Origin of the sequence: Pandoraea nosoerga, from assembly GCF_902459585.1 — a bacterium.
Classification (GTDB): Bacteria; Pseudomonadota; Gammaproteobacteria; order Burkholderiales; family Burkholderiaceae; genus Pandoraea; species Pandoraea nosoerga.
The window spans coordinates 60,971-87,633 of the sequence record NZ_CABPSC010000012.1 but is presented as its reverse complement, the minus strand read 5'-3'; the positions used below and the strand labels follow the sequence as shown (position 1 = coordinate 87,633).

At 66.6% G+C, this 26,663-nt stretch carries 20 protein-coding genes; 12 read left to right on the top strand and 8 right to left on the bottom strand.

Going from position 1 to position 26,663, the window contains the following annotated elements; genetic code table 11:
- Window positions 1-4: 4 nt before the first annotated feature.
- From rfbB to msbA, 3 genes are all read right to left on the bottom strand, one after another.
- On the bottom strand, window positions 5-1,069 hold the full coding sequence (rfbB, locus tag PNO31109_RS15690; protein ID WP_150556397.1) for a dTDP-glucose 4,6-dehydratase: 1,065 nt from the start codon (window positions 1,067-1,069) through the stop codon (window positions 5-7).
- A gap of 30 nt (window positions 1,070-1,099) precedes the next feature.
- Window positions 1,100-1,684, bottom strand: a complete 585-nt coding sequence (locus PNO31109_RS15685; RefSeq protein ID WP_150556396.1) for a peroxidase-related enzyme — start codon at window positions 1,682-1,684, stop codon at window positions 1,100-1,102.
- 86 nt (window positions 1,685-1,770) lie between these two features.
- A complete protein-coding gene (gene msbA / locus PNO31109_RS15680; RefSeq protein WP_150556395.1) occupies window positions 1,771-3,525 on the bottom strand; it encodes a lipid A export permease/ATP-binding protein MsbA in 1,755 nt (584 codons plus the stop codon).
- 174 nt (window positions 3,526-3,699) lie between these two features.
- On the opposite strand from msbA, the gene recQ reads away from it, so the two are divergent.
- Together recQ and PNO31109_RS15670 are read left to right on the top strand one after the other, a co-directional pair.
- Window positions 3,700-5,508 (top strand): DNA helicase RecQ, encoded by a 1,809-nt coding sequence (gene recQ, locus PNO31109_RS15675; protein ID WP_150556394.1) that lies wholly within the window; start codon window positions 3,700-3,702, stop codon window positions 5,506-5,508.
- A gap of 66 nt (window positions 5,509-5,574) precedes the next feature.
- Window positions 5,575-6,357, top strand: coding sequence for a glycosyltransferase family 2 protein (locus PNO31109_RS15670; protein ID WP_241014049.1), 783 nt, complete (start codon window positions 5,575-5,577; stop codon window positions 6,355-6,357).
- 181 nt (window positions 6,358-6,538) lie between these two features.
- Here PNO31109_RS15670 and PNO31109_RS15665 read toward each other — a convergent pair whose 3' ends face one another.
- Both PNO31109_RS15665 and dnaE read right to left on the bottom strand, forming a co-directional pair.
- The gene (locus tag PNO31109_RS15665; RefSeq protein WP_150556393.1) at window positions 6,539-7,390 is read right to left on the bottom strand and encodes a glycosyltransferase family 2 protein; all 852 of its coding nucleotides are present in this window, start codon (window positions 7,388-7,390) and stop codon (window positions 6,539-6,541) included.
- A gap of 121 nt (window positions 7,391-7,511) precedes the next feature.
- Window positions 7,512-11,108 carry a DNA polymerase III subunit alpha gene (dnaE, locus tag PNO31109_RS15660; RefSeq protein WP_150556466.1) on the bottom strand — a complete coding sequence of 1,199 codons (3,597 nt, stop codon included), beginning with the start codon at window positions 11,106-11,108 and terminating at the stop codon, window positions 7,512-7,514.
- 261 nt (window positions 11,109-11,369) lie between these two features.
- Here dnaE and PNO31109_RS15655 point away from each other — a divergent pair, with 261 nt between their 5' ends.
- Window positions 11,370-12,260: a sulfurtransferase gene (locus PNO31109_RS15655; RefSeq protein ID WP_150556392.1), complete on the top strand. Its 891-nt coding sequence runs from the start codon at window positions 11,370-11,372 to the stop codon at window positions 12,258-12,260.
- An 18-nt stretch (window positions 12,261-12,278) separates the two neighbouring features.
- Window positions 12,279-13,226, top strand: coding sequence for a tRNA glutamyl-Q(34) synthetase GluQRS (gene gluQRS / locus PNO31109_RS15650; protein ID WP_150556391.1), 948 nt, complete (start codon window positions 12,279-12,281; stop codon window positions 13,224-13,226).
- 86 nt (window positions 13,227-13,312) lie between these two features.
- On the opposite strand, the gene PNO31109_RS15645 is transcribed toward gluQRS, so the two are convergent.
- Both PNO31109_RS15645 and PNO31109_RS15640 read right to left on the bottom strand, forming a co-directional pair.
- On the bottom strand, window positions 13,313-14,767 hold the full coding sequence (locus tag PNO31109_RS15645; RefSeq protein ID WP_150556390.1) for a DEAD/DEAH box helicase: 1,455 nt from the start codon (window positions 14,765-14,767) through the stop codon (window positions 13,313-13,315).
- Between the two features lie 242 nt (window positions 14,768-15,009).
- Complete coding sequence (locus PNO31109_RS15640) at window positions 15,010-16,101, bottom strand: bile acid:sodium symporter family protein (protein ID WP_241014047.1); 1,092 nt, start codon at window positions 16,099-16,101, stop codon at window positions 15,010-15,012.
- 223 nt (window positions 16,102-16,324) lie between these two features.
- Here PNO31109_RS15640 and PNO31109_RS15635 point away from each other — a divergent pair, with 223 nt between their 5' ends.
- Entirely contained in the window at window positions 16,325-17,275 is a 951-nt protein-coding gene (locus PNO31109_RS15635) for a LysR family transcriptional regulator (protein ID WP_150556389.1), read from the top strand.
- A 227-nt stretch (window positions 17,276-17,502) separates the two neighbouring features.
- Window positions 17,503-17,796 (top strand): hypothetical protein, encoded by a 294-nt coding sequence (locus PNO31109_RS15630; RefSeq protein ID WP_150556388.1) that lies wholly within the window; start codon window positions 17,503-17,505, stop codon window positions 17,794-17,796.
- A 96-nt stretch (window positions 17,797-17,892) separates the two neighbouring features.
- Here PNO31109_RS15630 and blaOXA read toward each other — a convergent pair whose 3' ends face one another.
- Window positions 17,893-18,744, bottom strand: coding sequence for an OXA-62 family carbapenem-hydrolyzing class D beta-lactamase (gene blaOXA, locus PNO31109_RS15625; protein ID WP_150556387.1), 852 nt, complete (start codon window positions 18,742-18,744; stop codon window positions 17,893-17,895).
- A 191-nt stretch (window positions 18,745-18,935) separates the two neighbouring features.
- Here blaOXA and PNO31109_RS15620 point away from each other — a divergent pair, with 191 nt between their 5' ends.
- The 6 genes from PNO31109_RS15620 (at window position 18,936) to PNO31109_RS15595 (ending at window position 26,575) form a co-directional block, all read left to right on the top strand.
- Window positions 18,936-20,603: a hypothetical protein gene (locus PNO31109_RS15620; RefSeq protein ID WP_150556386.1), complete on the top strand. Its 1,668-nt coding sequence runs from the start codon at window positions 18,936-18,938 to the stop codon at window positions 20,601-20,603.
- A gap of 309 nt (window positions 20,604-20,912) precedes the next feature.
- A complete protein-coding gene (locus PNO31109_RS15615) occupies window positions 20,913-21,104 on the top strand; it encodes a hypothetical protein (RefSeq protein WP_150556385.1) in 192 nt (63 codons plus the stop codon).
- A 199-nt stretch (window positions 21,105-21,303) separates the two neighbouring features.
- Window positions 21,304-21,495, top strand: a complete 192-nt coding sequence (locus tag PNO31109_RS15610) for a hypothetical protein (RefSeq protein WP_150556384.1) — start codon at window positions 21,304-21,306, stop codon at window positions 21,493-21,495.
- Window positions 21,496-21,723: 228 nt separating this feature from the next.
- Window positions 21,724-22,896, top strand: a complete 1,173-nt coding sequence (locus tag PNO31109_RS15605; protein WP_241014046.1) for an HlyD family secretion protein — start codon at window positions 21,724-21,726, stop codon at window positions 22,894-22,896.
- Window positions 22,897-22,898: 2 nt separating this feature from the next.
- Window positions 22,899-25,079 carry a peptidase domain-containing ABC transporter gene (locus tag PNO31109_RS15600; protein WP_150556382.1) on the top strand — a complete coding sequence of 727 codons (2,181 nt, stop codon included), beginning with the start codon at window positions 22,899-22,901 and terminating at the stop codon, window positions 25,077-25,079.
- 14 nt (window positions 25,080-25,093) lie between these two features.
- Window positions 25,094-26,575: a TolC family protein gene (locus tag PNO31109_RS15595; RefSeq protein WP_174966424.1), complete on the top strand. Its 1,482-nt coding sequence runs from the start codon at window positions 25,094-25,096 to the stop codon at window positions 26,573-26,575.
- Window positions 26,576-26,663: the final 88 nt, after the last annotated feature.

The following is a 26,663-nucleotide window of genomic DNA, read 5'->3' as shown; positions in this document are numbered from 1 at the left end:
TGCCTCAGTCTTTTTTCTGATAGTGCGTTTCGATCCAGCGCTGGTATTCGCCCGACTGCACCTGGCGCACCCATTCGCCGTTGGCCAGATACCACTGCACCGTCTTGCGCATGCCGGTCTCGAAGGTCTGCGCCGGGCGCCAGCCCAGCTCGCGCTCGAGCTTGCGCGCATCGATGGCATAACGGCGATCGTGACCAGGACGGTCGGTCACGAACGTGATCTGGTCGGCGTATGACTTGCCGTCCGCGCGCGGCGACAGTTCGTCGAGCAGCGTGCACAGGTGCTTCACCACCGACAGGTTGCTCTGTTCGTTCCAGCCGCCGACGTTGTACACCTCGCCGGGTGCGCCGCGTGCGAGCACTTCGCGAATCGCCGAGCAATGGTCGCCTACGTAGAGCCAGTCGCGCACGTTGCTGCCGTCGCCGTAGATCGGCAGCGGTTTGCCGGCGAGCGCGTTGGCGATCACCAGCGGAATCAGCTTCTCCGGGAATTGATACGGGCCGTAGTTGTTCGAGCAGTTGGTCGTCAGCGTGGGCAGGCCATACGTATGATGATAGGCGCGCACCAGATGATCCGAGCCCGCCTTCGACGCCGAATACGGGCTGTTCGGTGCATACGGCGTGGTCTCGGAGAACGCGGGATCGGTCGGGCCCAACGAGCCGTAGACCTCGTCCGTCGAGACGTGCAGGAAGCGGAATGCCTCACGCGCTTCGCCCGTCAGCGTGCCCCAGTAGGCGCGCGCGGCCTCGAGCATCGTGAACGTGCCGACGACGTTCGTCTGCACGAAGTCGCCCGGACCGTGAATCGAGCGATCGACGTGGCTTTCGGCGGCAAAGTGGATGACTGCGCGGGGCTGATGCTTCGCATACAGGCGATCGAGCGCCTCACGATCGCAGATGTCGACCTGCGCGAAATGGTGACGGGGATCCCGTTCCAGACTCGCCAGGTTCGTCAGGTTGCCCGCGTAGGTCAGCTTGTCGACGGTCAGGACCGGTTCGTCGCTTTGCGCGAACCAGTCGAGTACGAAATTTGCACCGATGAAGCCGGCGCCGCCAGTCACGAAGATCATAGGTATCGAGCTTGGGTCAAAAGTAGACTGTTACGGACTGCGCGGCACGCGCCCCATCAGGAAAAATTCGTCGTTAGGCCGCATTGAAATGGCATTCGCAATGCGGTTGGACATGCCGAAAAACGCCGTGATCGCGGCGATGTCCCAGATGTCCTCGTCGTCCAGGCCGTGCTCGCGCAGCGCGGCGTAATCGTCGTCGCCCACTTCGTGGGAGCGTTCGCACACTTTCATGGCATACGCGAGAATCGCCTTCTGACGCGCTGTCAGATCGGCCTTCAGATAGTTGACGGCCACCTGGTCGGCCAGCAGCGGCTGCTTCTCGTAGATGCGCACCAGCGCACCGTGCGCGACCACGCAATACAGACATTGGTTCGCAGCGCTCGTGGCCACCACGATCATCTCGCGCTCGCCCTTGCTGAGGTTACCCTCCTTGAGCATCAACGCGTCGTGATACGCGAAAAACGCCCGGAATTCGTCGGGACGGTGCGCCAGCGCAAGGAACACGTTCGGAATGAAGCCGGCCTTCTCCTGCACCTGCTCGATACGCGCGCGAATATCGGCTGGCAACGTGGCCAGATCCGGCACGGGGAAACGACTGATTGGCGACTGGCGCATTGCGATCTCCTTCTATGGCGGTGACAGGACGCTGACCGGGCCGACGTCTCGACACAACGTGCCGGGGCGCGGCAGCGCGTCGCGCGTCAGGCTTCCTGCGCTTGCTGCGCATACTGGATGCGGTGCAGATGGGCGTAAAGGCCATTGTGCGCCACCAGTTCCTGGTGAGACCCCTGCTCCACGATCCGGCCGTGCTCCAGCACGACGATACGGTCCGCTCGCTCGATGGTGGACAGACGGTGCGCGATCACGAGCGTGGTGCGTCCCTCCATCAGCACTTCGAGCGCCGCCTGCACATGGCGCTCCGACTCCGAGTCCAGCGCCGACGTGGCCTCGTCGAGAATCAGGATCGGGGCGTCCTTGTAGATGGCGCGCGCAATGGCCAGGCGCTGACGCTGACCGCCCGACAGGCGCATGCCATTATCGCCCACGAGCGTCTGCACGCCCTCGGGCATGGCTTCGACCGCATCGGTCAGATTGGCCGCACGCAGCGCCGCATGCACGCGCGCGAGGTCGATTTCCTGGCCATACGCCACGTTCGCCGCCACGGTGTCGTTGAACAGCACCACGTCCTGGCTCACGAAGGCGATCTGACGGCGCAGGTCCGCCAGGCGAAGCTCCGTGAGCGGAATGTCGTCGAGCAGGATGCGGCCGGCGCTCGGATCGAAGAACCGCGGCACCAGGTTGACGAGCGTTGTCTTGCCGCTGCCCGACGGGCCGACGAGCGCGACCATCTCCCCGGGTGCCACGTTCAGTGAAATCCTGTCGAGCGTCGGACGCTCGCTTGCGCCGTAGTGGAAGCTCACCTGATCGAACGTCACGCGGCCCTTCGCCCGCTCGAGTGTGCGCTCGCCGCCGGCAGGCTCGAGCTCGACGTCCATCACGTCGAAAATCAGCTCGGCAGCCGTCACGCCGCGCTGCAGCGGCTGGTTGACGTCCATCAGGTGCTTGAGCGGCGAGACCACGAGCAGCAGCGCGGTGACGAACGCCGTGAAGCCGCCCACGGTCATCTCGCCCGAGGACGATTCGATCATCGCCACCGTGATCACGACGGCCAGCGCGAGCGACGCCAGCGCCTGCGTGACCGGTTGCGCCAGGCCGCCGGAGACCGTCACGCGCATGGCGTAGCCGCGCAGCCGGCTGGTCATCCTGTCGAAGCGCGTCTTCTCATACTCTTCGCCATTGTGGATCTTCACGACCTTGTAGCCGCCGACCGCTTCTTCGACGACATACGACAGCGCATTGGTGAGCGTTTGCTGCTCGCGGTTCAGGCGACGCAGGCGCCGGTTGATCTTGCCGACGAGCCAGCCGATGAGCGGCAGAATGACGGCGACGACAAGCGTGAGGCGCCAGTTCAGGTAAAAGAGGTAACCCAGCAGGCCGACGACGGTGAGCGAGTCGCGCACGAGCGTGATCAGCACCGTGGTCAGCACGCCCAGCACCTGGTTGACTTCGTAGACGATGGCGTTGATGAGGGTGCTGGTCGTCTCGCGTTGATAGTAGGCCGCGGGCGCGTGCAGCAGACGCTCGAACATTCGCACGCGCAGATCCAGCAGCACGCGGTTGGAGACCCACGAGAGCATGTAGTTGGCGGCGTACTGCGCCAGCCCGCGCACGATGGCAAGGCCGATCACCGCGGCCGGCACGTACCACAGCTTCCACGGATCGCCGCCCGAGAAGCCCTTGTCCAGCACTGGCTTGAGGACCGCCGGAATGGCCGCTTCGGTCCCCGCGACGAGCGCCATGGCGATGACGGCCAGCAGGCCCATGTGCCAGTACGGCTGAAGATAGCCCAGCAGACGTCGCAGAATCGGTCCGGCGGGCTTGTGCGGTGCGCTCATGGAGATGGGGGACGGCGGAAAAACCGCTATTCTAACGTACCGGACGCCCGCGTCGGGACGCGCCCGGGCACGGCTCGGAGGCCGCCGCGAAATTCTCCGCCATCGCCGCGAGCCTCGGGCTTTTCGGGGATTCCGGCGCGCCGGAGCGCCGGGGGAACCGGTATACTCCCGGCCATGGCAAGCGCACTCGAAGTCCTCCGTACCGTATTCGGCTATAACGCATTCCGTGGCGATCAGGCCGCCATCGTCGACCATGTGGCCGGCGGGGGCGACGCCCTCGTCCTCATGCCCACGGGCGGCGGCAAGTCGCTCTGCTACCAGATTCCCGCCCTGCTGCGCCCTGGTATCGGCATCGTGGTCTCGCCGCTCATCGCGCTCATGCAGGACCAGGTCGACGCCCTGCTGCAGGCGGGCGTGCGCGCCGCCTACCTCAATTCCAGTCTCGGTTTCGACGAGGCGCTCGACACCGAGCGCCGGGCCGCACGCGGCGAGCTAGACTTGCTCTACGTCGCGCCCGAGCGCTTGCTGACCGATCGTTTCCTCGATCTGCTCGACCGCCTCGACGAGCGCGCACAGCTCGCGCTCTTTGCCATCGACGAAGCGCATTGCGTATCGCAGTGGGGGCATGATTTCCGTCCCGAATACATCCAGCTCTCGGCGCTGCACGAGCGTTATCCGCAGGTGCCGCGCATCGCGCTCACGGCCACGGCCGACGCCGCCACGCGCGACGAAATCCAGACACGGCTGGGCCTGACCGAAGCGCGTGTGTTCGTCTCGAGCTTCGATCGGCCGAACATTCGCTACGAGATCGTCGATCGCGACAATCCGCGCAGGCAACTGCTGGCCTTTCTCGCACGGCATCGCGGCGAGGCGGGCATCGTCTACTGCCTGTCGCGCAAGAAAGTGGAAGAAACGGCCGCGTGGCTCCAGACGCAGGGCATTGCGGCGCTGCCGTACCACGCCGGACTCGACGCCGAAGTGCGGCGCGCTCACCAGCAGCGGTTCCTGCGCGAGGAAGGACTCGTCATGGCCGCCACGGTGGCGTTCGGCATGGGCATCGACAAGCCGGACGTGCGTTTTGTCGCGCATCTGGATCTGCCCAAGAGCCTCGAGGCCTATTACCAGGAGACGGGCCGCGCCGGGCGCGACGGCGAACCCGCCGAAGCCTGGATGACTTACGGACTCAACGACGTCGTGGTCCATCGCAGCCGGATCGACGAATCGAACGCCTCGGAGCTGCAAAAGCGCATCGAGCGCCAGAAGCTCGACGCCCTGCTCGGCTACTGCGAAGCGGCGCGCTGCCGCCGCACCGTGTTGCTCTCGTACTTCGGCGAGGCCAGCGAGCCGTGCGGCAACTGCGACGTCTGCCTCAATCCGCCCGAAGTCTACGACGGCACCGTCGCCGCGCAAAAAGCGCTCTCGGCCATCCTGCGCACCGGGCAGCGCTTCGGCGCCGGGCACCTGGTCGACGTCCTGCGCGGGCGCAGCACGGACAAGGTGCGTCAGTTCGGCCACGAGAATCTGCCGACCTTCGGTGTCGGCGGCGAACTCGACGATCAGGGCTGGCGTTCGGTGTTTCGCCAACTGATCGCACACGGCATCATCGAGCCCGACAGCAGCCAGTACGGCGCGCTGACGCTCAATGCCGCGGCGCGCCCCGTGCTCAAGGGCGAGACCACGCTGTCGTTGCGGCGCCAGCGCGCGGCAACGGGCAAGAAAGGCCGCTTTGCCGGCTATGCGTCGTCGCCGGCCATAGAACTCGATCCCGCCGATCAGCAACTGTTCGACAAGCTGCGCGCATGGCGCCAGGACATTGCCAAGGCGCAACAGGTGCCCGCTTACGTTATCCTTCATGACCGGACGCTGCGCGAGCTGGCCCAGCGCCGCCCCCGGCACCGCGAAGGTCTCGCCGACATCACCGGACTGGGCGAGGCGAAGATCGAACGCTACGGCGAAGCGCTCGTGGCGTTGCTCAACGCCTAGCCGGCACGGGCAGGCATGTGGCGAGCGCCTCAGCGCCAGGCCGACGCCGTCATTTCGCGAGTATTCATGACCGAAGCTACTTCGCCTGCGCCGCAGGCGCCGCAACTGCCGCTCACCGTGACGATCCTCACGCGCAACGAGCGGCATAACATCGCCGAGTGCATCGCGTCGGTGCGTGCGTTCGCGTCGCAGATCGTGGTGGTCGACAACGCGAGTACCGACGGTACGGCCGACATCGCCCGGGCGGCCGGCGCGCAGGTCCACGTCACGCCCGACTGGCCGGGCTTCGGCCCGCAAAAGAATCGCGCGCTGTCTCACGCGACGCAGCCGTGGGTTCTCTCGCTCGACGCCGACGAGCGCGTCACGCCGGAGCTCGCCGCCGATATCGCCGCGGCGCTCGCCCAGGGCGCTCATGCGGGCTATCGCATGCCACGCCTGTCGCAGTTCCTCGGCCACTGGGTGCGGCACTGCGGCTGGTATCCCGACTACGTGGTGCGGCTGTTTCGCCGCGAGGCCGGGCGCTTTTCGGACAACCTCGTGCACGAGCGCGTGATCGTCGACGGCGAACTGGGCACGCTCGCGCACCACCTCCTGCACTACAGCTATACCGAGGCTCGGCAGGTCGAGGACAAGGTACAGCGCTATGCGCGCGCCGGCGCGAAGGAAATGGCGCTGCGCGGCAAGCGCGTCTCGCCGCTCAAGCCGTGGATCAACGGCGGGTGGGCGTTCATTCGCACCTACGTGCTGCGCGGTGGGTTTCTCGATGGCGGCACGGGCGCCGCCATCGCACGCATGAACGCTCGCAGCGCCTTTCTGAAGTACGCGCTGCTGCGACGCGGCGAGGTTTGACGCCGGCACCGCTTGCCTTCCTGCGCCTTCTTCGGATGCAAAACCGGACGCGCCACGCGTCCGTTTTTTCGTGTCCGGCGCTCGCTGCGCCCGATGGTCGGCTTGGCCGGCTTGGCCAGCTTGGCAGGCAGGGTCGAGACGGCCGACGGGGCCGACAGGGCGCAGGCACGTACCGCCGCGCTTATTTCGCCAGCGCCCGCTTCACCCGCGAGCGCAACAGCGCCCAGCGCAGCTTGCCGTCGTCGACCGGCTCGGCCAGGCGACCGTCGCTGCCGGCCGGGATCGGCACACCGCGACGCAGGTAGTAGCGATCGAAAATCGACTGCGTCATGCCCCACTTGCGCAGGAACTGCGTGCGGCCGTCGTTCTTCACGACCTTGCCCGTGCTCTTGCACTGGAAGTGATACACGAGGCTCGCGCCGACGCCGATGAACCGGCGTGCGCCGGCGCCCCACATCTTCATGGAGAAATCGTTGTCGCTGCTCATGCCCGGGCTCAGTTCGGTGCTGTAGCCGCCCACGAGGAACCACCAGTCGCGGTGAACGAGCGTGGGCGGCCACGTCGCGCCGAACCAGTCCGGCTTGCGGTAGGTCGGCACGGCGGCAAGCAGCGCCTGCTCGTCGAAAGTATCGACATCGCGCCCGAAGTCCTGCACCAGCACGCACGGGTTGCCCGTGTCGACCGGCTCGATCATCGTGCCCGAGAGCATGAACGCCTTGTCCGGCATCGCCTCGGCCCGCTCGATGAGCGCGGTGTCCCAGCCGGGGCAGCAGTACATGTCGTCGTTCAGGTAGACGATGTACTTTTCGCGCGCGAGCGCCGCCGCCTGATTCACCGCATAGCAGATCCCGATATTATCCGGCGACGCCGTGTGCTCGATCCCCTCGGCGCGCAGCCACTCGAGCGTGCCGTCCGAGCCGTCGTTGACGTGAACGATGATCTGATGCGGCCGGCTCGAGTTCTGGCGGATGCTGCGCACGCACAGTTGCAGCAACGCGAGGTTGTTCCACGTCGGAACAATGATGGAAAACATCCGGGTTTCCTTCTTGTTGGATCGTCCGGTGGACGGCTTCTGTCCGCCACGCCGGGGTTATGACATGACGCTGGCCGCGCCGTCGGCACGCCGCGGCATGCCTGCTCGCCGCGCCATGGGCTCAGTAGACCACTTGCACCGAATCGGGCGTGAGCCACTGGCGCAGCTCGCCGAGCAACTCGTCGCCGGGCTGCACCTTCCAGTCGTCGCCCAGACGCGATTCGCACTCCGCGTCGGGGCGACGATACACGATATGCACCGGCAGGCCGTTTTGCTTGTCGCCGCCTTCGTTGCCGTTGCCACCGTTGCGGCGCCCGAAACCGCCGCCGTTGCTGTTGCCCCCATTGCCGCCGTAGCCCCCGCCTCCGCCTCCGCCATTGAACCCGCCGCTCGGGTTCGCCGCGGCAGCCACGCGATACATCGTGCAGTGCGGCTGCAACGTGGCGCGAAGACGCGTCCAGTCGGCGTTGCCATTGAACGAGAGCTTGAGCGCGCGGGCGAAGCGCGCGCGCGCACGGCCCAGGTCCATCACGCTTTCGGTCGTGAAGCGCAGGCCGCCCGTGAAACTGTCGGGGCGCGCATTGCCCTGCACGATCAGCAGTTCGTCTTCCTTGAAGAGATGCTTGTTTGCCTCGAACTGCTCGTTGAAGATGGTGGCCTCGAGCGTGCCGGTGCCGTCGTCGAGCTGCACGATGACCATCTTGCCGCGTTGCGTCATCATCGTTCGCAAGCTGGAGATCACGCCTGCCACGAGCTTGTCGCGCCCTTCCCCCAGGTCCCGGATACGCGTGCGCACGAAGCGCCGCACTTCCTCCGCATAGGCGTCGAACATGTGGCCCGACAGATAGAAGCCGAGCGCCTGCTTCTCCTCCTGGAGCTTGCGCTTGTCGGACCATGCCGGTTCGTCGGCCAGCTCCAGCGGCGCCTGCAGGCTCTCGTCGCCGAGATCGAACAGGCTTACCTGGTTGGCCGCCGCGCTCGCCTGTTCGGCCGCTTCCATTGCGAGCGGCACCGACGCCATGAGCTGCGCGCGGTTGTCGTGGATGGCGTCGAACGCACCGGCGCGAATCAGCGCTTCGATGGTGCGGCGGTTGACCACGCGCCGGTCGATGCGCGCGCAGAAGTCGAACAGGTCGGTGAACGGCTTTTCCTCGCGCGCGCGCAGGATCTCCTCGATGGCCGACTGGCCGCTGCCCTTGATCGCGCCCAGACCGTAGCGCACGGTCTTCGTGTCGGCCGGCTCGAAGCGGTAAGCCGAGACGTTCACGTCCGGCGGCAGCACGCCCAGGCCGTTGGCGAGACAGTCGTCGTACAGAATCTTGACCTTGTCCGTGTCGTCCATGGCCAAGCTCATGTTGGCGGCCATGAACGCGGCGGGATGGTGCGCCTTGAGCCACGCGGTGTAGTACGCCAGCAAGGCATACGCGGCAGCGTGCGACTTGTTGAAGCCGTAGCCCGCGAACTTCTCCATCAAGTCGAAGATTTCGTCGGACTTCTCGCGCGAGAGACCGTTCTTGGCCGCGCCCTGCGCGAAAATCTCGCGGTGCTGCGCCATTTCCTCGGCCTTCTTCTTGCCCATGGCGCGACGCAGCAAGTCGGCGCCGCCGAGCGAGTATCCGCCGATGATCTGCGCCATCTGCATCACCTGCTCCTGGTAGACCATGATGCCGTAGGTCTCCTGGAGCACCGGCTCCACGCGAGGGTCCGGATATTCGACCTTCTCGCGCCCGTGCTTGCGCGCGCAGAAGCTCGGGATCAGGTCCATCGGGCCCGGACGATACAGCGCCACCAGCGCGATGATGTCCTCGAAGCGGTCGGGCTGCGCGTCCTTGAGCATGCCCTGCATGCCGCGGCTTTCGAGCTGGAACACCGCCACCGTATTGGCTTTCTTGAGGATGTTGAAGGCGGCCGGATCGGTGAGCGAGACCTGATCGAGCGACCAGTCCGCCATTTCCGGATGCAGCCGCTTGATGTAGCGCTCGGCCCAGTTCAGGATCGTGAGCGTGGTCAGGCCCAGAAAGTCGAATTTCACCAGACCGACGGCTTCCACGTCGTCCTTGTCGTACTGGCTCACCACGCCGCTGGCGTCCTCGCCGGTGCCCTGCGTGTAGAGCGGACAGAAGTCGGTGAGCTTGCCCGGGGCGATCAGCACGCCGCCCGCGTGCATGCCGACGTTACGCGTGAGGCCCTCCACGCGCTGCGCCAGCTCGATCAGTTGCCTGACCTCGTCCTCGGTCTGGTAACGCTCGGCGAGCTGCGGCTCCTCCTTGAGCGCGTCGTCGATCGTGACGTGCTTGCCCGGCTTGAACGGGATCAGCTTGGAGATGCCGTCGACGAAGTTGTAGCCGAGGTCGAGCACGCGGCCCACGTCACGCACGGCCGCCTTGGCCGCCATCGAACCGAAGGTCGCGATCTGCGACACGGCGTCCGCGCCGTACTTCTCCTTGACGTACTGAATGACGCGGTCGCGTCCGTCCTGGCAGAAGTCGATGTCGAAGTCGGGCATCGACACGCGTTCCGGGTTCAGGAAGCGCTCGAACAGCAGGTTGTACTTGAGCGGATCGAGATCGGTGATGCCGAGCGCGTAGGCGACGAGCGAACCGGCCCCCGAGCCGCGGCCCGGACCGACCGGCACGCCGTTGTTCTTGGCCCACTGGATGAAGTCGGCCACGATCAGGAAGTAGCCCGGGAAGCCCATCTTGATGATGGTGCCCGTCTCGAAGTCGAGTCGCTTGTAATAGTCGGGACGCTGCTTGTCACGCTCCGCCTCGTCGGGATAGAGCTGCGCGAGGCGCGTCTCCAGTCCTTGCTTGGACAGATGCACGAGGTAGTCGTCGAGCGACATGCCGTCCGGTGTGGGGAACAACGGCAGCTTCGGCTTGCCGAGCTCCAGCGTGAGGTTGCAGCGCTTGGCGATCTCCACGCTGTTGGCAATGGCCGACGGCACGTCCTCGAACGCGGCGATCATCTCGTCCTGCGTGCGGAAGCACTGGTCCGGCGTGAAGCGACGCACGCGTCGCGCATTGCCCAGGATCTCGCCCTCCGAAATGCACACGCGCGCTTCGTGGGCGGTGAAGTCGTCGGCGCTCATGAACTGGATCGGGTGCGTGGCGACGACCGGCAGGCCCGCCTTCGCGGCCAGTTGCACGGCCTGCTGCACATACGCTTCCATGCCCGGCTGGCTGGTTCGCTGCAACTCGATGTAGAACGCGCCGGGAAACACGCCTGCCCAGTGCCTGGCGCATTGCAGCGCCAGTTCCGGATTGCCGGCGGCCAGCGCCGCGCCGATGTCGCCCATCTGCGCGCCCGACAGCGCCAGCAGGCCGGCGGCAAGACCGTCCGCCTGCAGCCACGACGCCTCGATCTCCGCGCGCCCCCGCCACTGATTGCCCAGCCACGCCCGGGAGAGCAACTGGCACAGATTCAGATAGCCCTGCCTGTTGCGCGCGAGCAGCAGCAGCCGCGACGGCTTGTCGCGATCGGCCGGGTTCGTGATCCAGGCGTCGCAGCCGATGATCGGCTTGACGCCCTTGCCGCGAGCTTCCTTGTAGAAACGGATGGCGCCGAACATGTTCGCGAGGTCGGTGAGCGCGAGCGCACCCTGACCGTCCCGGGCGGCGGCCTTGACGACGTCGTCGAGCCGCACGATGCCATCGGCGATCGAGTATTCGGAGTGGAGACGGAGGTGGACGAAGCGGGGTTCTGACATGGCCGGTATTGTACCGCGACGCCCTCGCATTGACCGTGTCGGGAGGTTCGGAATACCTGACGAACGCCGGGGCCCCGGGAAGGAGGCCAACGTGCGCCGCCCCGCGGCGTGAGCCGGGCCGGAACCCGAACAGGCGACGCCCGCCCCCCATGACGGTTGGGCGCCGGACCGAAGCCCACCGGCGCCGCGCGGGGGCGAGCCGGCGCGGTATCGGCAATTTCGGCGATAATGGCGGATTATCGTTTCACGCTTTTGCGTTTGCCCGTTGCCATGTCCATCGTCAATATCGCTGCGTACAAGTTCGTCACGCTCGACGACATCGCGACCCTGCGTCCGGCACTGCTCGAACGCTGCCAGGCGCTCGCCCTGAAGGGCACGATCCTGCTCGCGCCCGAGGGCATCAACCTGTTCCTCGCCGGCTCGCGCGCGGCCATCGACGCCTTCCTCGCGAGCCTGCGCGCCGACGCCCGCTTCGCCGACCTCGAAGTCAAGGAAAGCCTCTCGGACACGCAGCCGTTCCGCCGCATGCTGGTGCGCCAGAAGAAAGAAATCATCACGATGAAGATGCCGGTGATCAAGCCCGCCGACGGGCGCGCACCGGGCGTCGACCCCGCCACGCTCAAGCGCTGGCTCGACGCGGGCCATGACGACGAGGGCCGCCCGGTCGTGATGCTCGACACGCGCAACGACTTCGAAGTGGACGTCGGCACGTTCGACAATGCGGTCGACTATCGCCTGACGAAGTTCTCGGAGTTCCCGGAAGTCATTGCCGCGCATCGCGCCGACTTCGAGGGCAAGACCATCGTCTCGTTCTGCACCGGCGGCATTCGCTGCGAGAAGGCCGCCATCTATATGCGCGACATCGGCCTCGAACACACTTATCAGCTCGATGGCGGCATTCTGAAGTATTTCGAGGACGTGGGCGGGGCGCACTATCGCGGCGACTGCTTCGTCTTCGACTACCGCACGGCGCTCACGCCCGAACTGACGCCTGCTGCGACCCGGCAGTGCTTTGCCTGCCGTGCCGTGGTGAGCGTCGAGGACCAGCGCAGCCCCGATTATGTCGAAGGGGAGCATTGCCCGGCATGCGTCGGCGCCCGGCGTGGCGCGCCGCCTGCAGGCGAGGCCGCCGCTCCCTCCGCTCCTGCGGTGACGGCCTGACAACGGGGCCCTGACGACGTGGCGGCATCGTCGGCGTCCAGCCAGACGCGAGCCCCCGCGACGCGCACGGCCGGCTCGCGCGCGTACCGGGGACGCTTCGCCCCGTCGCCCACCGGGCCGCTGCACCGCGGCTCGCTCGTCACCGCGCTGGCCAGTTGGCTCGATGCACGCGCCCACGGCGGCGTCTGGATCGTGCGCATGGAAGACCTTGACGAGCCGCGCAGCGTCCCGGGCGCGGCCGACGACATTCTCGCCACCCTCGGGCGACTGGGCCTGCACTCGGACGAGCCCATCGTGTGGCAAAGCCGGCGCCACGCCCTGTACGCGTCGGCACTCGCCTCGCTCACCGCGCGCGGACTCGTCTACCCATGCGGCTGCACGCGCCGCGAAATCGCCGATTCGCTCACGCGCGTCCACGCCCGCCACAGCACGCTCGCCTATCCTGGCACCTGCCGCAACGGGCTGCACGGCAAGCCCGCGCGAGCGTGGCGTCTGCGCGTGCCGGACGGCGAAGCGGCGCGCGTGACTTTCGACGATCGCTGGATGGGCACGCAAACGCAGGACCTGGCAACGCAAGTCGGCGACTTCGTGCTCAAGCGCGCGGACGGACAGTGGGCTTACCAGTTGGCCGTGGTGGTGGACGACGAGGATCAGGGCATCACGGACATCGTGCGCGGCGCGGACCTGCTCGATTCGACGGCGCGCCAGATCTATCTTCAGGAGTGCCTCGACGCCCCGGCGCCCCGCTATCTCCACGTGCCGCTCGTGATGGCCGACGACGGCGGGAAACTCAGCAAGCAAAATGGCGCGGCGCCCCTAGCGCTGGGTACGCCAGAAGCCGTGCTGGGCGCGCTGAAGGCGGCCGCCCTGCACCTGGGCTTGCCCGCGGCACTGGCCGACATTGCACATCGCGACGACTTCTTTGCCGCCGCCACGGCCGCATGGCGCGAGCAGCACGGCCGCTGAGCGGTCCTCGCCATCGAAAATAAAAAAGCCAGCGCGATCGCGCTGGCTTTTTCGTTTCAACAGGCCGGATCGGCCGGTGAGTTTCGTCAGTTGCCCGCCTTGCGGGGAAAGCCGGCAAGCAGCGCAGCGACCTGACGCTTGGGCGCCTTCTCGGGGATCGCGCCGAATGCGGCCGGTGCGCCGGCATCGGGCTGCGCCTCGCGCTGCGACTGCCCCGCCGACGGCGACGGTTCGTAGGGCTTGTAGAAGAACTCGTCCTCCGGGCGCACGCGACGCGGCGCGGCGCTGCCGCCACGGCTCGCGCGCAGGCCCTCGTGGCGAGCGTGGCGCTCGCTGCGTTCGTAGCGATCGCCGCGATCGTCGCGCGAGCGGCTGCGGCGCTCGAGCACCAGTTCGCCGCGCTTGAGCTCGCGCTTGATCAGCTTTTCGATTTCCACGAGTTGCTTGCGCTCGTCCGGCGCGCACAGCGACAGCGCCTCGCCAGACGCACCCGCGCGGCCCGTGCGGCCAATGCGGTGCACGTAGTCTTCCGGGTTGTATGGCAGGTCGTAGTTGATCACGCCTGGCAGATCCGAGATATCCAGACCGCGCGCGGCCACGTCGGTGGCCACGAGCGCGCGAATGCCGCCCTGCTTGAACGCTTCGAGCGCCTGCATGCGCTCGTTCTGCGACTTGTCGCCGTGAATGGCGGCCGTCACGATGCCGTCGCGCTCGAGCTGACGCGCCAGACGGCTCGCGCCGATCTTGCTGTTGACGAACACGATCACCTGCTTGAGGTCGCGCTCGTTGAGGATTTGCACCACGGCCGCGCGCTTGTCGTCTTCGTCGACTTCGTAGACGACCTGCTCCACCGTGTCCGCCGTGGCGTTGCGACGCGCGACTTCGATGGTGACCGGGTTGGTCAGGTAGCTCGAAGCGAGCTTCTTGATCTCGTTCGAGAACGTTGCCGAGAACAGCAGCGTCTGGCGCTGCTTGGGCAGCAGATTCAGAATGCGCTGAAGATCGGGCAGGAAGCCCATGTCCAGCATGCGGTCGGCTTCGTCGAGCACGAGCATCTTGACCTGGCTCAGGTTCACTGTCTTCTGCTCGACGTGATCGAGCAGGCGGCCCGGCGTGGCGATCAGGATCTCGACGCCGCGGCGCAGCACGTCCTTCTGCGGATTCATGTCGACGCCGCCGAACACCACCGTATTGCGCAGCGGCGTGTGCGCGGCGTACAGCCGCACGTTGTCTGCCACCTGGTCGGCGAGCTCGCGCGTGGGCGTGAGAATCAGCGCACGCACCGGATGGCGCGCGGGCGAAGCGCTCGTGTTGGCGTCGGGCAGCAGGCGCTGGATGATCGGCAGCGAGAAGCTCGCGGTCTTGCCCGTTCCCGTTTGCGCGGCGCCCATCACATCGCGACCGGACAACACCACCGGAATGGCCTGCGCCTGAATCGGCGTCGGCTGGGTGTAGCCCTGCTCGGCAATGGCCCGCAAGATGTCCGCATGCAGCCCAAAGCTATCGAAGCCGGGGGTCGGAACAGCATTTACATCAGCCATGATGAAGGGACATCTCTTTTAAAAAAACGGGGGCCGCCACGCGGAAGGATTCCGCATCAAAGCTCACTCGCGAAGATTCAAGGGGCGCTGCGCGCCATGCTCGGGGCTGGCGCAAGAGGGGCCTGTCAGGAGACAGAAGCGTCGGGCGCCGCCGGACCAGGGTGGTCGTCAAGAAGCGAAACAACCGCAATTCTAGCACTTGCGCGAGACCGACGTGTGACAGCGGCTCCCGGATAGCCGGCTCAGCGTCCCACGCCGGCGTTGGCGCGCTTGTCGGACTCTCGCGATTTGCCGCGCCCGGTCAGCTTGGGTGCGCCGGCCGAGGCCGATTTGGCAGATTTGGCAGACTGAGCCGCCTGCGCGGCGCGCTGGCGGTTGGCATAGCGCTGCGCCAGCACCGCGCACACCATGAGCTGCATCTGATGAAACAGCATGAGCGGCAGCACGATGGCGCCCAGCGGGCCGCTCGCGAACAGCACCTTCGCCATCGGAATGCCGCTCGCCAGGCTCTTCTTCGAGCCGCAGAAGACAATGGTGATCTCGTCTTCGCGCGAAAAACCGAGCCAGCGCGCCGAATACGTGGTGAAAGCCAGCATGAGCGCGAGGATCACCGCGCAGCAGCCCAGGAGGCCGAGCAGCGCGAGCGGCGGGATCTGACGCCACAGCCCCGTGTTCACCGCTTCGCTGAACGCGGTGTAGACGACCAGCAGGATCGAGCCCTGGTCGACGAACTTGAGCAGCGCCCGGTTGCGCTCGACCCAGCCGCCAATGGCCTTGCGGGCCAGTTGCCCCGCAATGAACGGCACGAGCAGTTGCAGCATGATGTTGCCAATGGAATCGAACGGCGACGCGCCGGTATTGCCGTCGTGATGCACCACGATCAGGCCCACGAGCACCGGCGTGATGAAGATGCCGAAGAGGCTCGACGCCGACGCGCTGCACACGGCCGCCGGCACGTTGCCGCGCGCGATCGACGTGAAGGCGATGGCCGACTGCACCGTGGCGGGCAGCGTGCACAGGAACAGGATGCCCAGATACAGCTCGGGCGTGACCATCCACGAGAGCACGGGCTTGAGCGCCACGCCCACGATCGGGAACACGGCGAACGTGCTGGCGAAGACCAGCAGATGCAGGCGCCAGTGCGTGGCGCCGGCGAGCACGGCCTCTCGCGAGAGCTTCGCGCCGTGCAGGAAGAACAGGGCGGCAATCGCCACGTTGGTGAGCAGGTTGAAGGCAACTTCGCCCTCGCCGTGCGCCGGCAGGAAGCTGGCGAGCACGACGGTCGCCACCAGCATCAACGTGAAATTGTCGGGAAGGAAACGCGGTCTGGCCATCGTCGATCTCGAATGCTGCAGTCGAATGCAATAGAAAAGACAAAGCCCGTCCGCAAGCCGCTCGACGCCACGGCGTGGGAGCCGCCGGCATCACCGTCGACCGACCGGCAGACGGTCGATCGGACGCGGAAGTGTGCGCTCGCGATACGGGTTTTCACGTATTAGAGCGCAAGGACAGTTAAAATACAAATTCATTTAAAAAATTTATTCATACAAATTACGCATGAATATCTCGCTGCGCCAGCTCAAGGTGTTCCTCGCAGTGGCCGCGCACGGCAGTTTCAGCCGTGCCGGGGAGGACATCGGCCTTACCCAGCCGGCCGTCAGCCGTTGTATCCGCGAACTGGAACAAGAACTCGGTCTCAAGCTGGTGGACCGGACCACGCGCGAAGTCACGCTCACCGAAGTGGGCGCTAGCCTCTCTGCCACGCTCGCCCGCGTGCTCGACGATCTGGAAAGCGCCCTGCGCGATACGCACGGTCTGGCCGAAGAGCGGCGCGGCCGGGTCCGCGTGGCGAGCGCGCCGACCATCTCGGCCAATCTGATGCCCGAGTGCATCTCGGCCTGCGCCGCCCGCTATCCGGACATCACCTTCATGCTGCGCGACCAGGTGCAGACGCTCGCCACGGACAGCGTGCGCCACGGCGAAGTGGATTTCGGCGTGATCGTCGCCTCCGAAGGCATCGACGATCTCGTCGGCGAGCCGATCCTGGTCGAGCCGTTCCTCGTGGTGTGCGACCGCTCACACCGCTTCGCAAAGCAGACGCAGGTAACGTGGAAAGAGCTCAATGGCGAAAGACTGGTGCTGCTCGACTACGCCTCGGGCAGCCGTCCGCTCATCGACCGGGCGCTGGCCCAGCACGGCGCCTATTGCCAGGTGGCGCAGGAGGTCGGGCATGCGATTACCGTCTTCCGCATGATCGAAGCGGGCATCGGCATCAGCATCATGCCGGCGCTCGCGCTGCCGACCATGCCCGGCATGCCGGAGCGCGCCGGGCGCCTGGTCGCCCTGCCCCTCGTGCCGCAGCTCGAGCGCACAATCGCGCTGGTGCGCCGCAAGAACCGGACACTTTCCCCGGCGGCGCAATCCGTATGGGAGCTCATCCAGCAAGTCACGGCCAACACGCCCCCTCCTCTTGCCGCCACGCCAAAGGGCGCGTCCCGCGAAGATTGACACCATGGAAATGCCAGCGGATACCAGCATTTCCCGCCCCATTGCACGAAATTCAATGCAATTTCGCGGGCAACACGCGAGTCATCGCCACTCGAAGTAAGTGGTCACCTGCTACAATGAGGTCTGCGTCGACGCTCTGATGAGAGGCGGCGCGACCCTGAGTTGCCGCGGTCGCGCGTCGACGCCATGCCCGCAACTTGCGGGCATTGTGTTTCCGGTGCAGCGTCATGGACTTGTTCATCAAATACTTCAGCCCGCTGTGGCTCTTCCACGCGGCGGCCGATCTGTCATTCTGGCAGCGGCATCAACTCGACGCGCGCATGCGAATCGTGAGTCGTTTCCTGTGGCGGTATGTCATGCGGTGGTGCGCGGTGAGCGCCGCCCTGCTCGTGCCGGCCGCGCTCCTGGCGCACGGCCTGGCGGCGGCGGGCCTCGCGCTCGCGGGCGGGCTGTCGGTGAGCGTCACGATTCTCATGGCCGCGCTTGCCCTCGGCTGCCTGATCGGCTCGCGACTGCGCTGAGCGCCGGATCAGGCCCCGGACCGGCCGTTTGCGGGCCCCGTGGAAAAGGCCCGCCCTCGCGGCGGGCTTTCCATTCGGCGGCTTCGACTTCGCGCCTCAGATCAGCTTCAGATCCTTGAGCACGTTGCGAACGATGCGCGCGCGCTTTGGCGCGTCGGCATCGGTTTGAATGTCGATGTTCAACGCGATCATGGTGAGGTTGCCGTCACGCTCGAGCCAGCCGACCCACCACCCGATGTCGGGTTTCTTTTCGGTAAACCAGCCCGTCTTGCCGTGCAGCACGTAGTCGACGTTCGCTTCGACGATCGATATGTTGCGCACGATGTCCTGCGAGCGCGCCGAGAACGGCAGCGTGCCCGTGGCCAGACGCTGCAGGAAGTCGACTTGCTCGCGCGCCGAAATCTGCAGGCTGTCGTCGATCCAGTAGGCGTGCGCGGCGCGGCCGATCGTGCGATTGCCGTAGCCCGCCTCGTTGAGCTTGGCCTGCGCGTACTGGCGCGGGATCTTGTGCGAGACGACCTGATAGCAAGGCAGGCACGACACGCGAAACGCATTGCGCAGGTCGAGCGCGGCGTTCCACGCCTTGACGCGACGCGGCTTGCCGTCCCACGGGATGATCTCGCGCTCGTTGTCGAGCGCGCCGGACTCCAGCGCGAGCAGGCTGTTGAATATCTTGTAGGTCGATGCGGGCGACATGCGGCGCTCGGCGCGTGCGGCATCGTAAGCCTGATAGGTCTGGGTCCGGCCGTCCAGCACGATGACCGTGCCTTTGACGCCTTCGTCGGCAAAGTACTTGCCCCAGTCGGCCCGCTCGGCGATGCGCACCGCGGAAGAATGCGCGGGTTCGGCGGCGTGTCCGGGCATTGCGAAGACCACGGGCGAGGCCAGCGCACCGAGGAGGCGCAGCGCGAGCGCGCCGCGCCGCCAGCGAGAGAGTGTCTTTTTCATTTCGTTGTCCTGAGTTCATGGGTGCCAGCGGACTGGCGGAAACGTTGTCGGTGGTGCTGGCCGGGCACCTCTCTCGAAAGCGTTTGCAGCATAGTTCGCGTTTGGGCAAGCGCAAAGCGACGCTACCGTAACTTTCGTAACCGCCGTATCATCGATCGCGACCTTCCCCACCGTCCGCGCCACGTACCGCCATGATCGATCCGCCCATAGAGGTCACACCGTCCGACGACGCCCGCGATCGCACACGGGTACGGGTGCGCCTCGATGCGCCGCAAAAAGTCAACGGCGAGCCGGTGCGCTACCAGAGTCTGTGGCTGCTCATGCGCGTGTACTTTGCCGCGCATTACGAGAACACGCCCGTCTCGCTGGCGTCGCTCAGGATTCGCTTCGGACAGTCCGGCGCCGGCGGGGACCTGCGCATGCTGATCAGTCGCGCGTTCGCCGATTTCGCGCGCTGGGGCGTGGCCGTGGGCTGGGGAGACGACCGGCAGGCGGACGTGCGTCTGCTGCCCACGCGCGGGCGCAGCAAGGGGCCGTTCTGGCTTGCCGCGCACGAGAGCTCGCGCATCGTGGTCATGGTGGGCGACACGCAGCCAGCCGAGCCGCGCCACGCCATCGCCGCGTTCCTCGGCCTGCCGCGGCATGCCGCGCAAGGCCCGCAGTCGCCGGCGCTCGATTACGTCATGCAGGACATCGCGTTCTGGCATCACCTCACGCTCGGCAAGCGCGACATGCAGGACGGCGTGTTCTTCGCTCCCCAGGCGCCGTCGTCGGGGGAAGCGCGTCGTCAGCGCACCGGCGCCATCCCATCGTTTCACGCCGCGCAGGTGTGCGCCGTCGACGACGTGCAGCGCGGCATTGCGCTGCTTGCCGAGACGCTCGTGTGGCGCCGCATGGGCGACGCCACGCGCACGAAGCAGTCGCTCGCCACGCTCGCGGCCACCTTCCACGCGAATGAGCCGGGCTCGCCGACCCTGCGCGCCATGCACTGGATCGTGCAGGCATGGCAGGCGTATGCGCTGCGCGATGAAGCGGGGGCCTTCGCGCATTTGCAGCGCATCGGCGACGACGCGGCGCTTGCACCGTGCCTCGTCTACAACCCGCGCATCCGTTTCGAGAGCCGCAACCTGCAGGCGCTGCTGTACAAGTCCCGTGCGGCGCGTCCCGGGCCGATGCCCACGCGAGCGCAGTCGGCCGCCGACGCCCTCGCCGCGTTTTCCGATGCACTGCAAGCCGCATTCGAAGCCGACTCGATCGAGCTCGCACAACACGTCGCGGCCAATATCGGGCTGTCGTTGTGGCTGTTCTGGCAGGAGACGCTGATCGACCCGGGCCGGCGCCTGTCCGTGGCCGACGTGCAGCGACAGTCGTTGCGCTGGATCGGTCTGTCGGAATGGATTTGCGATCGCTTCGGCGTGGGCGGCAACTCGGTGTGGAACACGGTGTTTCTGCTGCGCATCGCGCGCGGCGCCGTGCCTGCGCGGCGCGACCCCGATCTCGCGACATTGCGCGCGAGCACGCCGCTGGCCGTCGAGGCCTTTCTCGACGCCGTGCAGCCATTCGGCGCCCCCTTCTCGCGCGCCAAGGGATTCCGGCAGTGGACCGATGTGGTGGCGACGACGCTCGCCGACCACGAAGAAGGGCGCGTTCGCTTCGAGCCCTTGCAGCTCGCCAATCTCTGGTTCGAGATGTTGTGGTTCGCGCTGCACCAGGATGGCGATTCGCCGCAGGCGCGTCACGCGGCCCGCTCGCTGGGCCGCGTGCTGCCGATGCTGCCGCCGCCCGACCGGCGCTTCTTCCGCGACGCGCTGCGTCTGATGCCACGCGAGTTCCAGCGCGAGGTCCGGCTCGCCCGCTAGGCGCTGTCCACGCGCCCGGGGCGGCTCCCGGATGTGCTCCGCTTGCCTTGCCGCATTGGCGCCCAACCGCAGCGCGTATAGGACTAAAGTCCAATGCGTGCGCCCGACCCGGTTGTTACGATGCCGTCCAAAGATCACGTTTTGGTCGTGCGCAGGCATTGGGCGAGGTGAGTCCCCTGCCTTCACATCGTCGCCGGTGCAGCGCCCGTCCAAACCCGGGGGCTGTGCCGTTGTTGACGCGGATCGTACGTCAATTCCATGCGAAGCCGGCCATGTCATGCCGCTTTGCATGACTCGCAGGAGACCTCTATGAAGATGAAGACCAGGCAACGGACGCAGGCCACCCCTGTGTCGGGCGCCGACGCTCGGCGCAGCGTCACCGAACTGAGCGCGCAGGAAGTCGATCAGGTAAGCGGTGGCGTGGGCTATCTGAAGCCCTCGGCGACCGTCCCGGCTGCGACGCCCACCCGCATCCAGAAGACCACCCCCTTCTCCCGCTGATCTACCGGCCACACTGGCCGGGGTCCGTCACGCGACATCGTTTTCGTGCGATATCGCGCGACGGCCCGGTCGGGACAAGGCGTCAATGCAAGGCGTCAATGCAAGGCGTCACTGCAAGGCGTCAATATGAAACGCAATGAACGAATGCCATCCAACCCGATGTGGCGGTCGAACGCCTTCGGTCAATGAGGGTTTTGCCATGACAACCAACACTGAAACGACCACGCAACACGACGAGCCGCGACAGCCCGCCGAACTCTCGGCGGAAGAAATCGCGCAGGTCGGCGGGGGCTGGGGCCCGAACCGTTACAACGTCGGGGCGACGGTGCAGCAAACCACCACAATGGGCGCGGTGAAGTCCGTCCCTAGCGGCCGGAGCGTGGCGTCCTGACATCGCGGGCGGGGCACTCGCGCCGGCAGTAGCCGCTGCGGGCGCCCGTCCTCGAGTACGGCGCAATCCCAGACGCCTCCCCCCACCGCATCACACCGCGTCACATCGCCCGACGCGATCCATCGCGCGCCTCCGTCCTCTCGCATCGTGCCCCTATTCCGTAAAGAAGCGCTTGCTGCGCAGAAGACGACATCCCTCGGGGAGATCGTTCTCGTCCAGCCGTTGTCCATGCGCCTGCTGAGTGCCGTGCTCACGGCGTTTGCCGTGGCAGTGGTCCTCTTTCTGACGTTTGGCGGCTACACGCAACGCGCCACGGTTCGCGGCCAGCTGATGCCGGCACGAGGCCTGATCAAGCTTTACGCCCCCGAGAGCGGCATTGTGGTCGAGCGGCGCGTGCGCGACGAGCAGTTCGTGAATGCGGGCGACGTGCTCTACGTGGTGTCCGGCGAACGCCAGAGCGCGCTGGGCGCAACACAGGCGGCCATCAGCGCGCAGGCGCGCCAGCGCGATGCGAGCCTGCGCGACTCGCGCGACAAGGCGCGCGCGATGCAAGCGGGCGAGCGCGGCAGTCTCGAAGCTGCCGTCAAGAGTCTGCGCGGCCAGGCGGACGCACTGGACGCGCAGATCGCCGGTCAACGCGAGCGGGTGTCGCTCGCGGCGCAGACCGCCGCACGCTATCGCGGACTGGTCGGCCAAGGTTACATCTCGCAGGAGCAAGCCGACCAGAAGCAGGCGGATGCGCTCGACCAACGCAGTCAACTCCAGACGCTCATGCGCGAGCGCCTTCGCGTGGGCGCCGATCTGGCCGCGCAGCGAAACGCGTTGGCCGAACTCACGGCGAAGCACGAGAAACAACTGGCGGAGATCGATCGGGAAATCTCGAGCAATGCCGAAGCGCTGAGCCAGAGCGAAGCCAGGCGCAGCACCGTGATCACGGCGCCGCAGGCCGGCACCGTCACCGCGGCGCTTGCCGAAGTCGGTCAGGCGGTCGACGAGCGTCGCCCGCTCGCCGCGATCGTGCCGGCCGGCTCCCGGCTTCAGGCGGAGCTCTACGCGCCGAGCCGGTCCGTGGGCGCCGTCAAGCCGGGCGACCGAGTCCTGTTGCGCTATCAGGCCTACCCATATGAACGCTTCGGACAACAGCCCGGCGTGGTTGCGGCCGTCGCCCAAACGGCGCTACCCGCCGACCAGCTCGGCGACGCCGCCCGGGCCCAGCGCGAGGGCGCCGGCGAGCCGCTGTACCGCATCACCGTCTCGATCGACGCCACACCGACATCGCCCCTTGGCCAGCCCTGGGTATTGCGCTCGGGCATGCAGGTCGAAGCCGATTTGCTGCAACAGCGCCGGCGTCTGTATCAATGGGCGTTCGATCCTGTGCAGAGCCTGTCGGGGAGACTGTAATCATGCTTGAACGTCTGGCCTTGGGCTTTCGCCAACGCATGCCTCTCATGCTCCAGACCGAGGCCGCCGAGTGCGGACTTGCGTGTCTGGGCATGATCGCCGGTTATCACGGTCACGAGACGGACTTAGCGACGCTGCGCGGACGCTTCCCGGTCTCGCTCAAGGGGCTCACCCTCGGCGCGCTCGTGCAACTCGCTGCGCGCCTGGAACTGGCGTCGCGCCCGGTCAAGCTCGACATCGACGCGCTGTCCAAATTGCGCCTGCCGTGCATCCTGCATTGGGAGTTCAATCACTTCGTCGTCCTGCGCGAAGTCGGCAGCCGCACGGTCACGATCTTCGATCCGGCCATGGGCATCCGGAAATGTTCGATCGACGAGATCTCGAGAAGCTTCACCGGCGTGGCGCTCGAACTATGGCCGACGGCTCAGTTCTCTCCGCTGCGAGAACGGCGCCCGGTCCGCCTGCAACGCCTCATCGGTCGCATCACGGGGCTAGGCGCCTCCATCGCGCACGTGGTCACGCTGGCGCTTGTGCTCGAAATCCTGATGGTGTTGCAACCGTTCTTCATGCAGTGGGTGATCGACCACGTCCTGCCCAGTGCGGACCTGGACCTGCTCACCACGCTCGCCGTCGGCTTCACACTGCTACTGCTGATGCAGCAGGTGACCACCGTGGCGCGCGGCTGGGTGCTGATGTTTCTGGGCACCACGCTGAATCTGCAATGGCGCAGCAACGTGTTCATGCATCTGCTGCGCCTGCCGGTGACCTATTTCGAAAAGCGGCATCTCGGCGACGTGGTCTCGCGCTTCGGCGCCATCGACGCGATTCAGCGCACACTGACGACGTCGTTTCTCGAGGCCGTGCTCGACGGACTGGTCATGAGTATCACGCTCGCCATGATGTTCGTCTTCAGCGCGCCGCTCGCGTGGATCGCCGTGGGCGCGATGGCGCTCTACGCGTTCGGTCGATGGCTGTGGTTCGTGCCGCTGCGCGACGCGACCGAGGCGCAGATCGTGCATACCGCCAAGCAGCAGACACACTTTCTCGAGACCGTGCGCGGCGTGAAGACCATCAAGCTGTTCCGCCAACAGGACGAACGCCGCTCGCGCTGGCTCACGCTGCTCGTCAACCAGATCAACGCGGACCTGACGATACAGAAGATGGCGCTCGGCTACCGCGCGCTCAGTGGTGTGCTGTTCGGCCTCGAGACGATCGTCATCGTCTGGCTCGGCGCCCGGTTCGTGCTCGGCGGCACGCTCACGGTTGGCGCGCTGATCGCGTTCATGGCGTTCAAGCTGATGTTCGACACGCGCGTGAGCGCGCTGCTCGACAAATGGGTGGACGTGAAGATGATGCAATTGCAGGGCGAGCGTCTGGCCGATATCGTGCTTCATGCGCCCGAACCGGCGTCGCCCGCCACATGGCGAGAGGCTGCCGAGCTGAGCGACACGCCCTCGGTGCCGGTCATCGAGGTGCGCAACCTTCGTTTTCGCTACAGCGAGCATGAACCGTATGTGCTCGACGGCGTGAACTTGCGCATCGAGGCGGGCGAATCGGTGGCGATCACCGGGGCATCCGGGGGCGGTAAATCCACGCTGATCAACGTGCTGCTCGGCATTCTGCCGCCGACCGAGGGAGAGGTTCTACTCGATGGTGTACCGGTAGGGCATGTGGGACTGGACAAACTTCGCCGGCTCGCGGGGACCGTATTGCAGGACGATACGCTGTTCGCCGGCACCATCGCCGAGAACATCAGTTTTTTCGACCCGCACGCCGATCTCGCCTGGGTGGGCGAGTGCGCGCACATGGCCGCAATACATGACGACATATCGGCGATGCCGATGGGCTACAACACGCTCGTGGGCGACATGGGCACCGTGCTCTCCGGCGGGCAGAAGCAGCGTGTGCTGCTCGCACGTGCGCTGTACAAGCGCCCGAGCGTACTGTTTCTCGACGAGGCGACCAGCCATCTGGACGTCACGCGCGAACGGGAAGTGAACGCGGCTATCGCCAGGCTGCCCATTACTCGCGTGATCGTTGCGCACCGCCCGGAGACGGTCGTCACCGCTTCACGCGAACTGATGCTTGACGCCGGGCGCATCGTGCGCGATGTCCGGCACGCCGACGCGCCATGTCCTGCCCACGTCTGCACGGCGGGCGCGGCGGATGCCGCGCCGGTATGAGCCGCCCCCGGCGTATGGCAGATGATCGTATGCGCCCGGCCACTTCCGGCTCGCTTGCATCGCGCCTGGTGCCTGCTCTGGTCGCGTGGGCAGCGGCCCTCTTCCCCCTGACGGCACTCGGCCAGGGCTGGAACGACCCGCTGCACGCGATGACGCCACCGCCCCCGGTGGCACTCGACTACGCGCAGGGCGCGGGCGCACCGCCGCCGCCCCCCGCCTCGGCTGCCGCCGACGCGCCGCTGTCATTGCCCGAAGCCGTGAGCATGGCCCTCGCCACGGACCCGCGAACGCGTCAGACCTGGGCGGAATTGCGCGCGCGGCAGGCGCGCCTGGGTGTGGCGCGCTCGGCCTACCTGCCCAATGTGACGGCCGCCGGCAGCATCGCGCGGGTCGGCCAGCGTGTGAGTTACGACGATTCGCCGGAATACGACTCGTCGCTCTATAGCCGCAGTACCGACATTGCGCTGAACCTCACATGGGTGCTGTACGACTTCGGCCAGCGATCGGCGAGCGTTGCGCGCGATACGGCGCTGGTCGACGCCGCCGTCTCTTCGCGCAATGCGAGCTTGCAGACGGTATTTCTCGACACCGTGAAGGCGTACTACGAAGCGCAGGGGCGTCATCGCGCGTTGCGCTCGGCGCGCGAAGCCGAGCGGATTGCCCGGGAGAGTTTCGACGCCGCCGCCGCGCGCCTGGCGGCGGGCATCGGTGCTCGCGCGGACCGGCTTCAGGCGGAGACGACGTGGTCGCGTACTCGCTTGGCTACGCTGCAGGCCGAGAGCGCGGCACGACTGGCGCTGGGAGACCTGGCCCTGGCCATCGGCGCGCGTGCGGACACCCCCCTCACACTGGCCCCACTGCCGCCGCTGGGCGCTGGGGTCCGTGACGAGCGGCGCGCCATCGGCCCAATGCTCGACGAGGCGCTGTCCCACCATCCGGATGTGCTCGCCGCGCAGGCCGAGCTCGAGGCCGCTCGAGCCAACGTCGACGTGGTGCGAAGCCAGGGGCGCCCCACGATCTCGCTGGCCGCATGGGCGGACCGGGGCGACACGCCAATCACGCAGGTCACCGCGCGTCAGGTGATCAACAACCGGAGCGTTGGGATTCAGATTTCGATTCCGCTGTTCGATGGCTTTGCGCGCCAATATCGCGTGCGCGACGCCCAGGCGGAAGTCGATCGCCGCCGCGAGACGCTCAACCTGGTCAAGCGCCGTATTGCAGCGGAGGTCTGGCGTCATTACGAGGTGTTTTCATCCAGCGCCGACGCATTGCAATTGAGCGCAACGCTGCTCACGCGTGCACGGGAGACCACCGACGTCGCGCTCGGGCGATACAAGGCCGGCGTGGGAACCTTGCTGGAGCTGCTCAAGGCCCAAAACGACCTGGCGGATGCCGAACAGCAGGACGTCGCAGCATACACAGCGTTACAGACGGCGCGTTTGCAGCTGGCGGCGGATGTCGGGAAGCTGTCGATGGATGCATTGCGGCCGCATTGACTTGTCGCCAATCGGCGGCGAAGGCCAACGGCCGACGTTCGAGAGAATGCGGCCACAGGCGCTCGGCGCTCGCGCTTGAGGGCCGCTG

What these genes read in the sequence shown, in the direction of transcription:
- blaOXA (WP_150556387.1), bottom strand. Translation starts at nt 18,744, where the DNA reads ATGAAAAAGACACTCTCTCGCTGGCGGCGCGGCGCGCTCGCGCTGCGC.
- PNO31109_RS15630 (WP_150556388.1), top strand. Translation starts at nt 17,503, where the DNA reads ATGGACTTGTTCATCAAATACTTCAGCCCGCTGTGGCTCTTCCACGCG.
- PNO31109_RS15615 (WP_150556385.1), top strand. Translation starts at nt 20,913, where the DNA reads ATGAAGATGAAGACCAGGCAACGGACGCAGGCCACCCCTGTGTCGGGC.
- PNO31109_RS15685 (WP_150556396.1), bottom strand. Translation starts at nt 1,684, where the DNA reads ATGCGCCAGTCGCCAATCAGTCGTTTCCCCGTGCCGGATCTGGCCACG.
- PNO31109_RS15600 (WP_150556382.1), top strand. Translation starts at nt 22,899, where the DNA reads ATGCTTGAACGTCTGGCCTTGGGCTTTCGCCAACGCATGCCTCTCATG.
- recQ (WP_150556394.1), top strand. Translation starts at nt 3,700, where the DNA reads ATGGCAAGCGCACTCGAAGTCCTCCGTACCGTATTCGGCTATAACGCA.
- PNO31109_RS15665 (WP_150556393.1), bottom strand. Translation starts at nt 7,390, where the DNA reads ATGTTTTCCATCATTGTTCCGACGTGGAACAACCTCGCGTTGCTGCAA.
- PNO31109_RS15635 (WP_150556389.1), top strand. Translation starts at nt 16,325, where the DNA reads ATGAATATCTCGCTGCGCCAGCTCAAGGTGTTCCTCGCAGTGGCCGCG.
- PNO31109_RS15670 (WP_241014049.1), top strand. Translation starts at nt 5,575, where the DNA reads ATGACCGAAGCTACTTCGCCTGCGCCGCAGGCGCCGCAACTGCCGCTC.
- PNO31109_RS15595 (WP_174966424.1), top strand. Translation starts at nt 25,094, where the DNA reads ATGGCAGATGATCGTATGCGCCCGGCCACTTCCGGCTCGCTTGCATCG.
- PNO31109_RS15640 (WP_241014047.1), bottom strand. Translation starts at nt 16,101, where the DNA reads ATGGCCAGACCGCGTTTCCTTCCCGACAATTTCACGTTGATGCTGGTG.
- msbA (WP_150556395.1), bottom strand. Translation starts at nt 3,525, where the DNA reads ATGAGCGCACCGCACAAGCCCGCCGGACCGATTCTGCGACGTCTGCTG.
- PNO31109_RS15605 (WP_241014046.1), top strand. Translation starts at nt 21,724, where the DNA reads ATGCGCCTGCTGAGTGCCGTGCTCACGGCGTTTGCCGTGGCAGTGGTC.
- PNO31109_RS15655 (WP_150556392.1), top strand. Translation starts at nt 11,370, where the DNA reads ATGTCCATCGTCAATATCGCTGCGTACAAGTTCGTCACGCTCGACGAC.
- rfbB (WP_150556397.1), bottom strand. Translation starts at nt 1,069, where the DNA reads ATGATCTTCGTGACTGGCGGCGCCGGCTTCATCGGTGCAAATTTCGTA.
- PNO31109_RS15610 (WP_150556384.1), top strand. Translation starts at nt 21,304, where the DNA reads ATGACAACCAACACTGAAACGACCACGCAACACGACGAGCCGCGACAG.
- PNO31109_RS15620 (WP_150556386.1), top strand. Translation starts at nt 18,936, where the DNA reads ATGATCGATCCGCCCATAGAGGTCACACCGTCCGACGACGCCCGCGAT.
- PNO31109_RS15645 (WP_150556390.1), bottom strand. Translation starts at nt 14,767, where the DNA reads ATGGCTGATGTAAATGCTGTTCCGACCCCCGGCTTCGATAGCTTTGGG.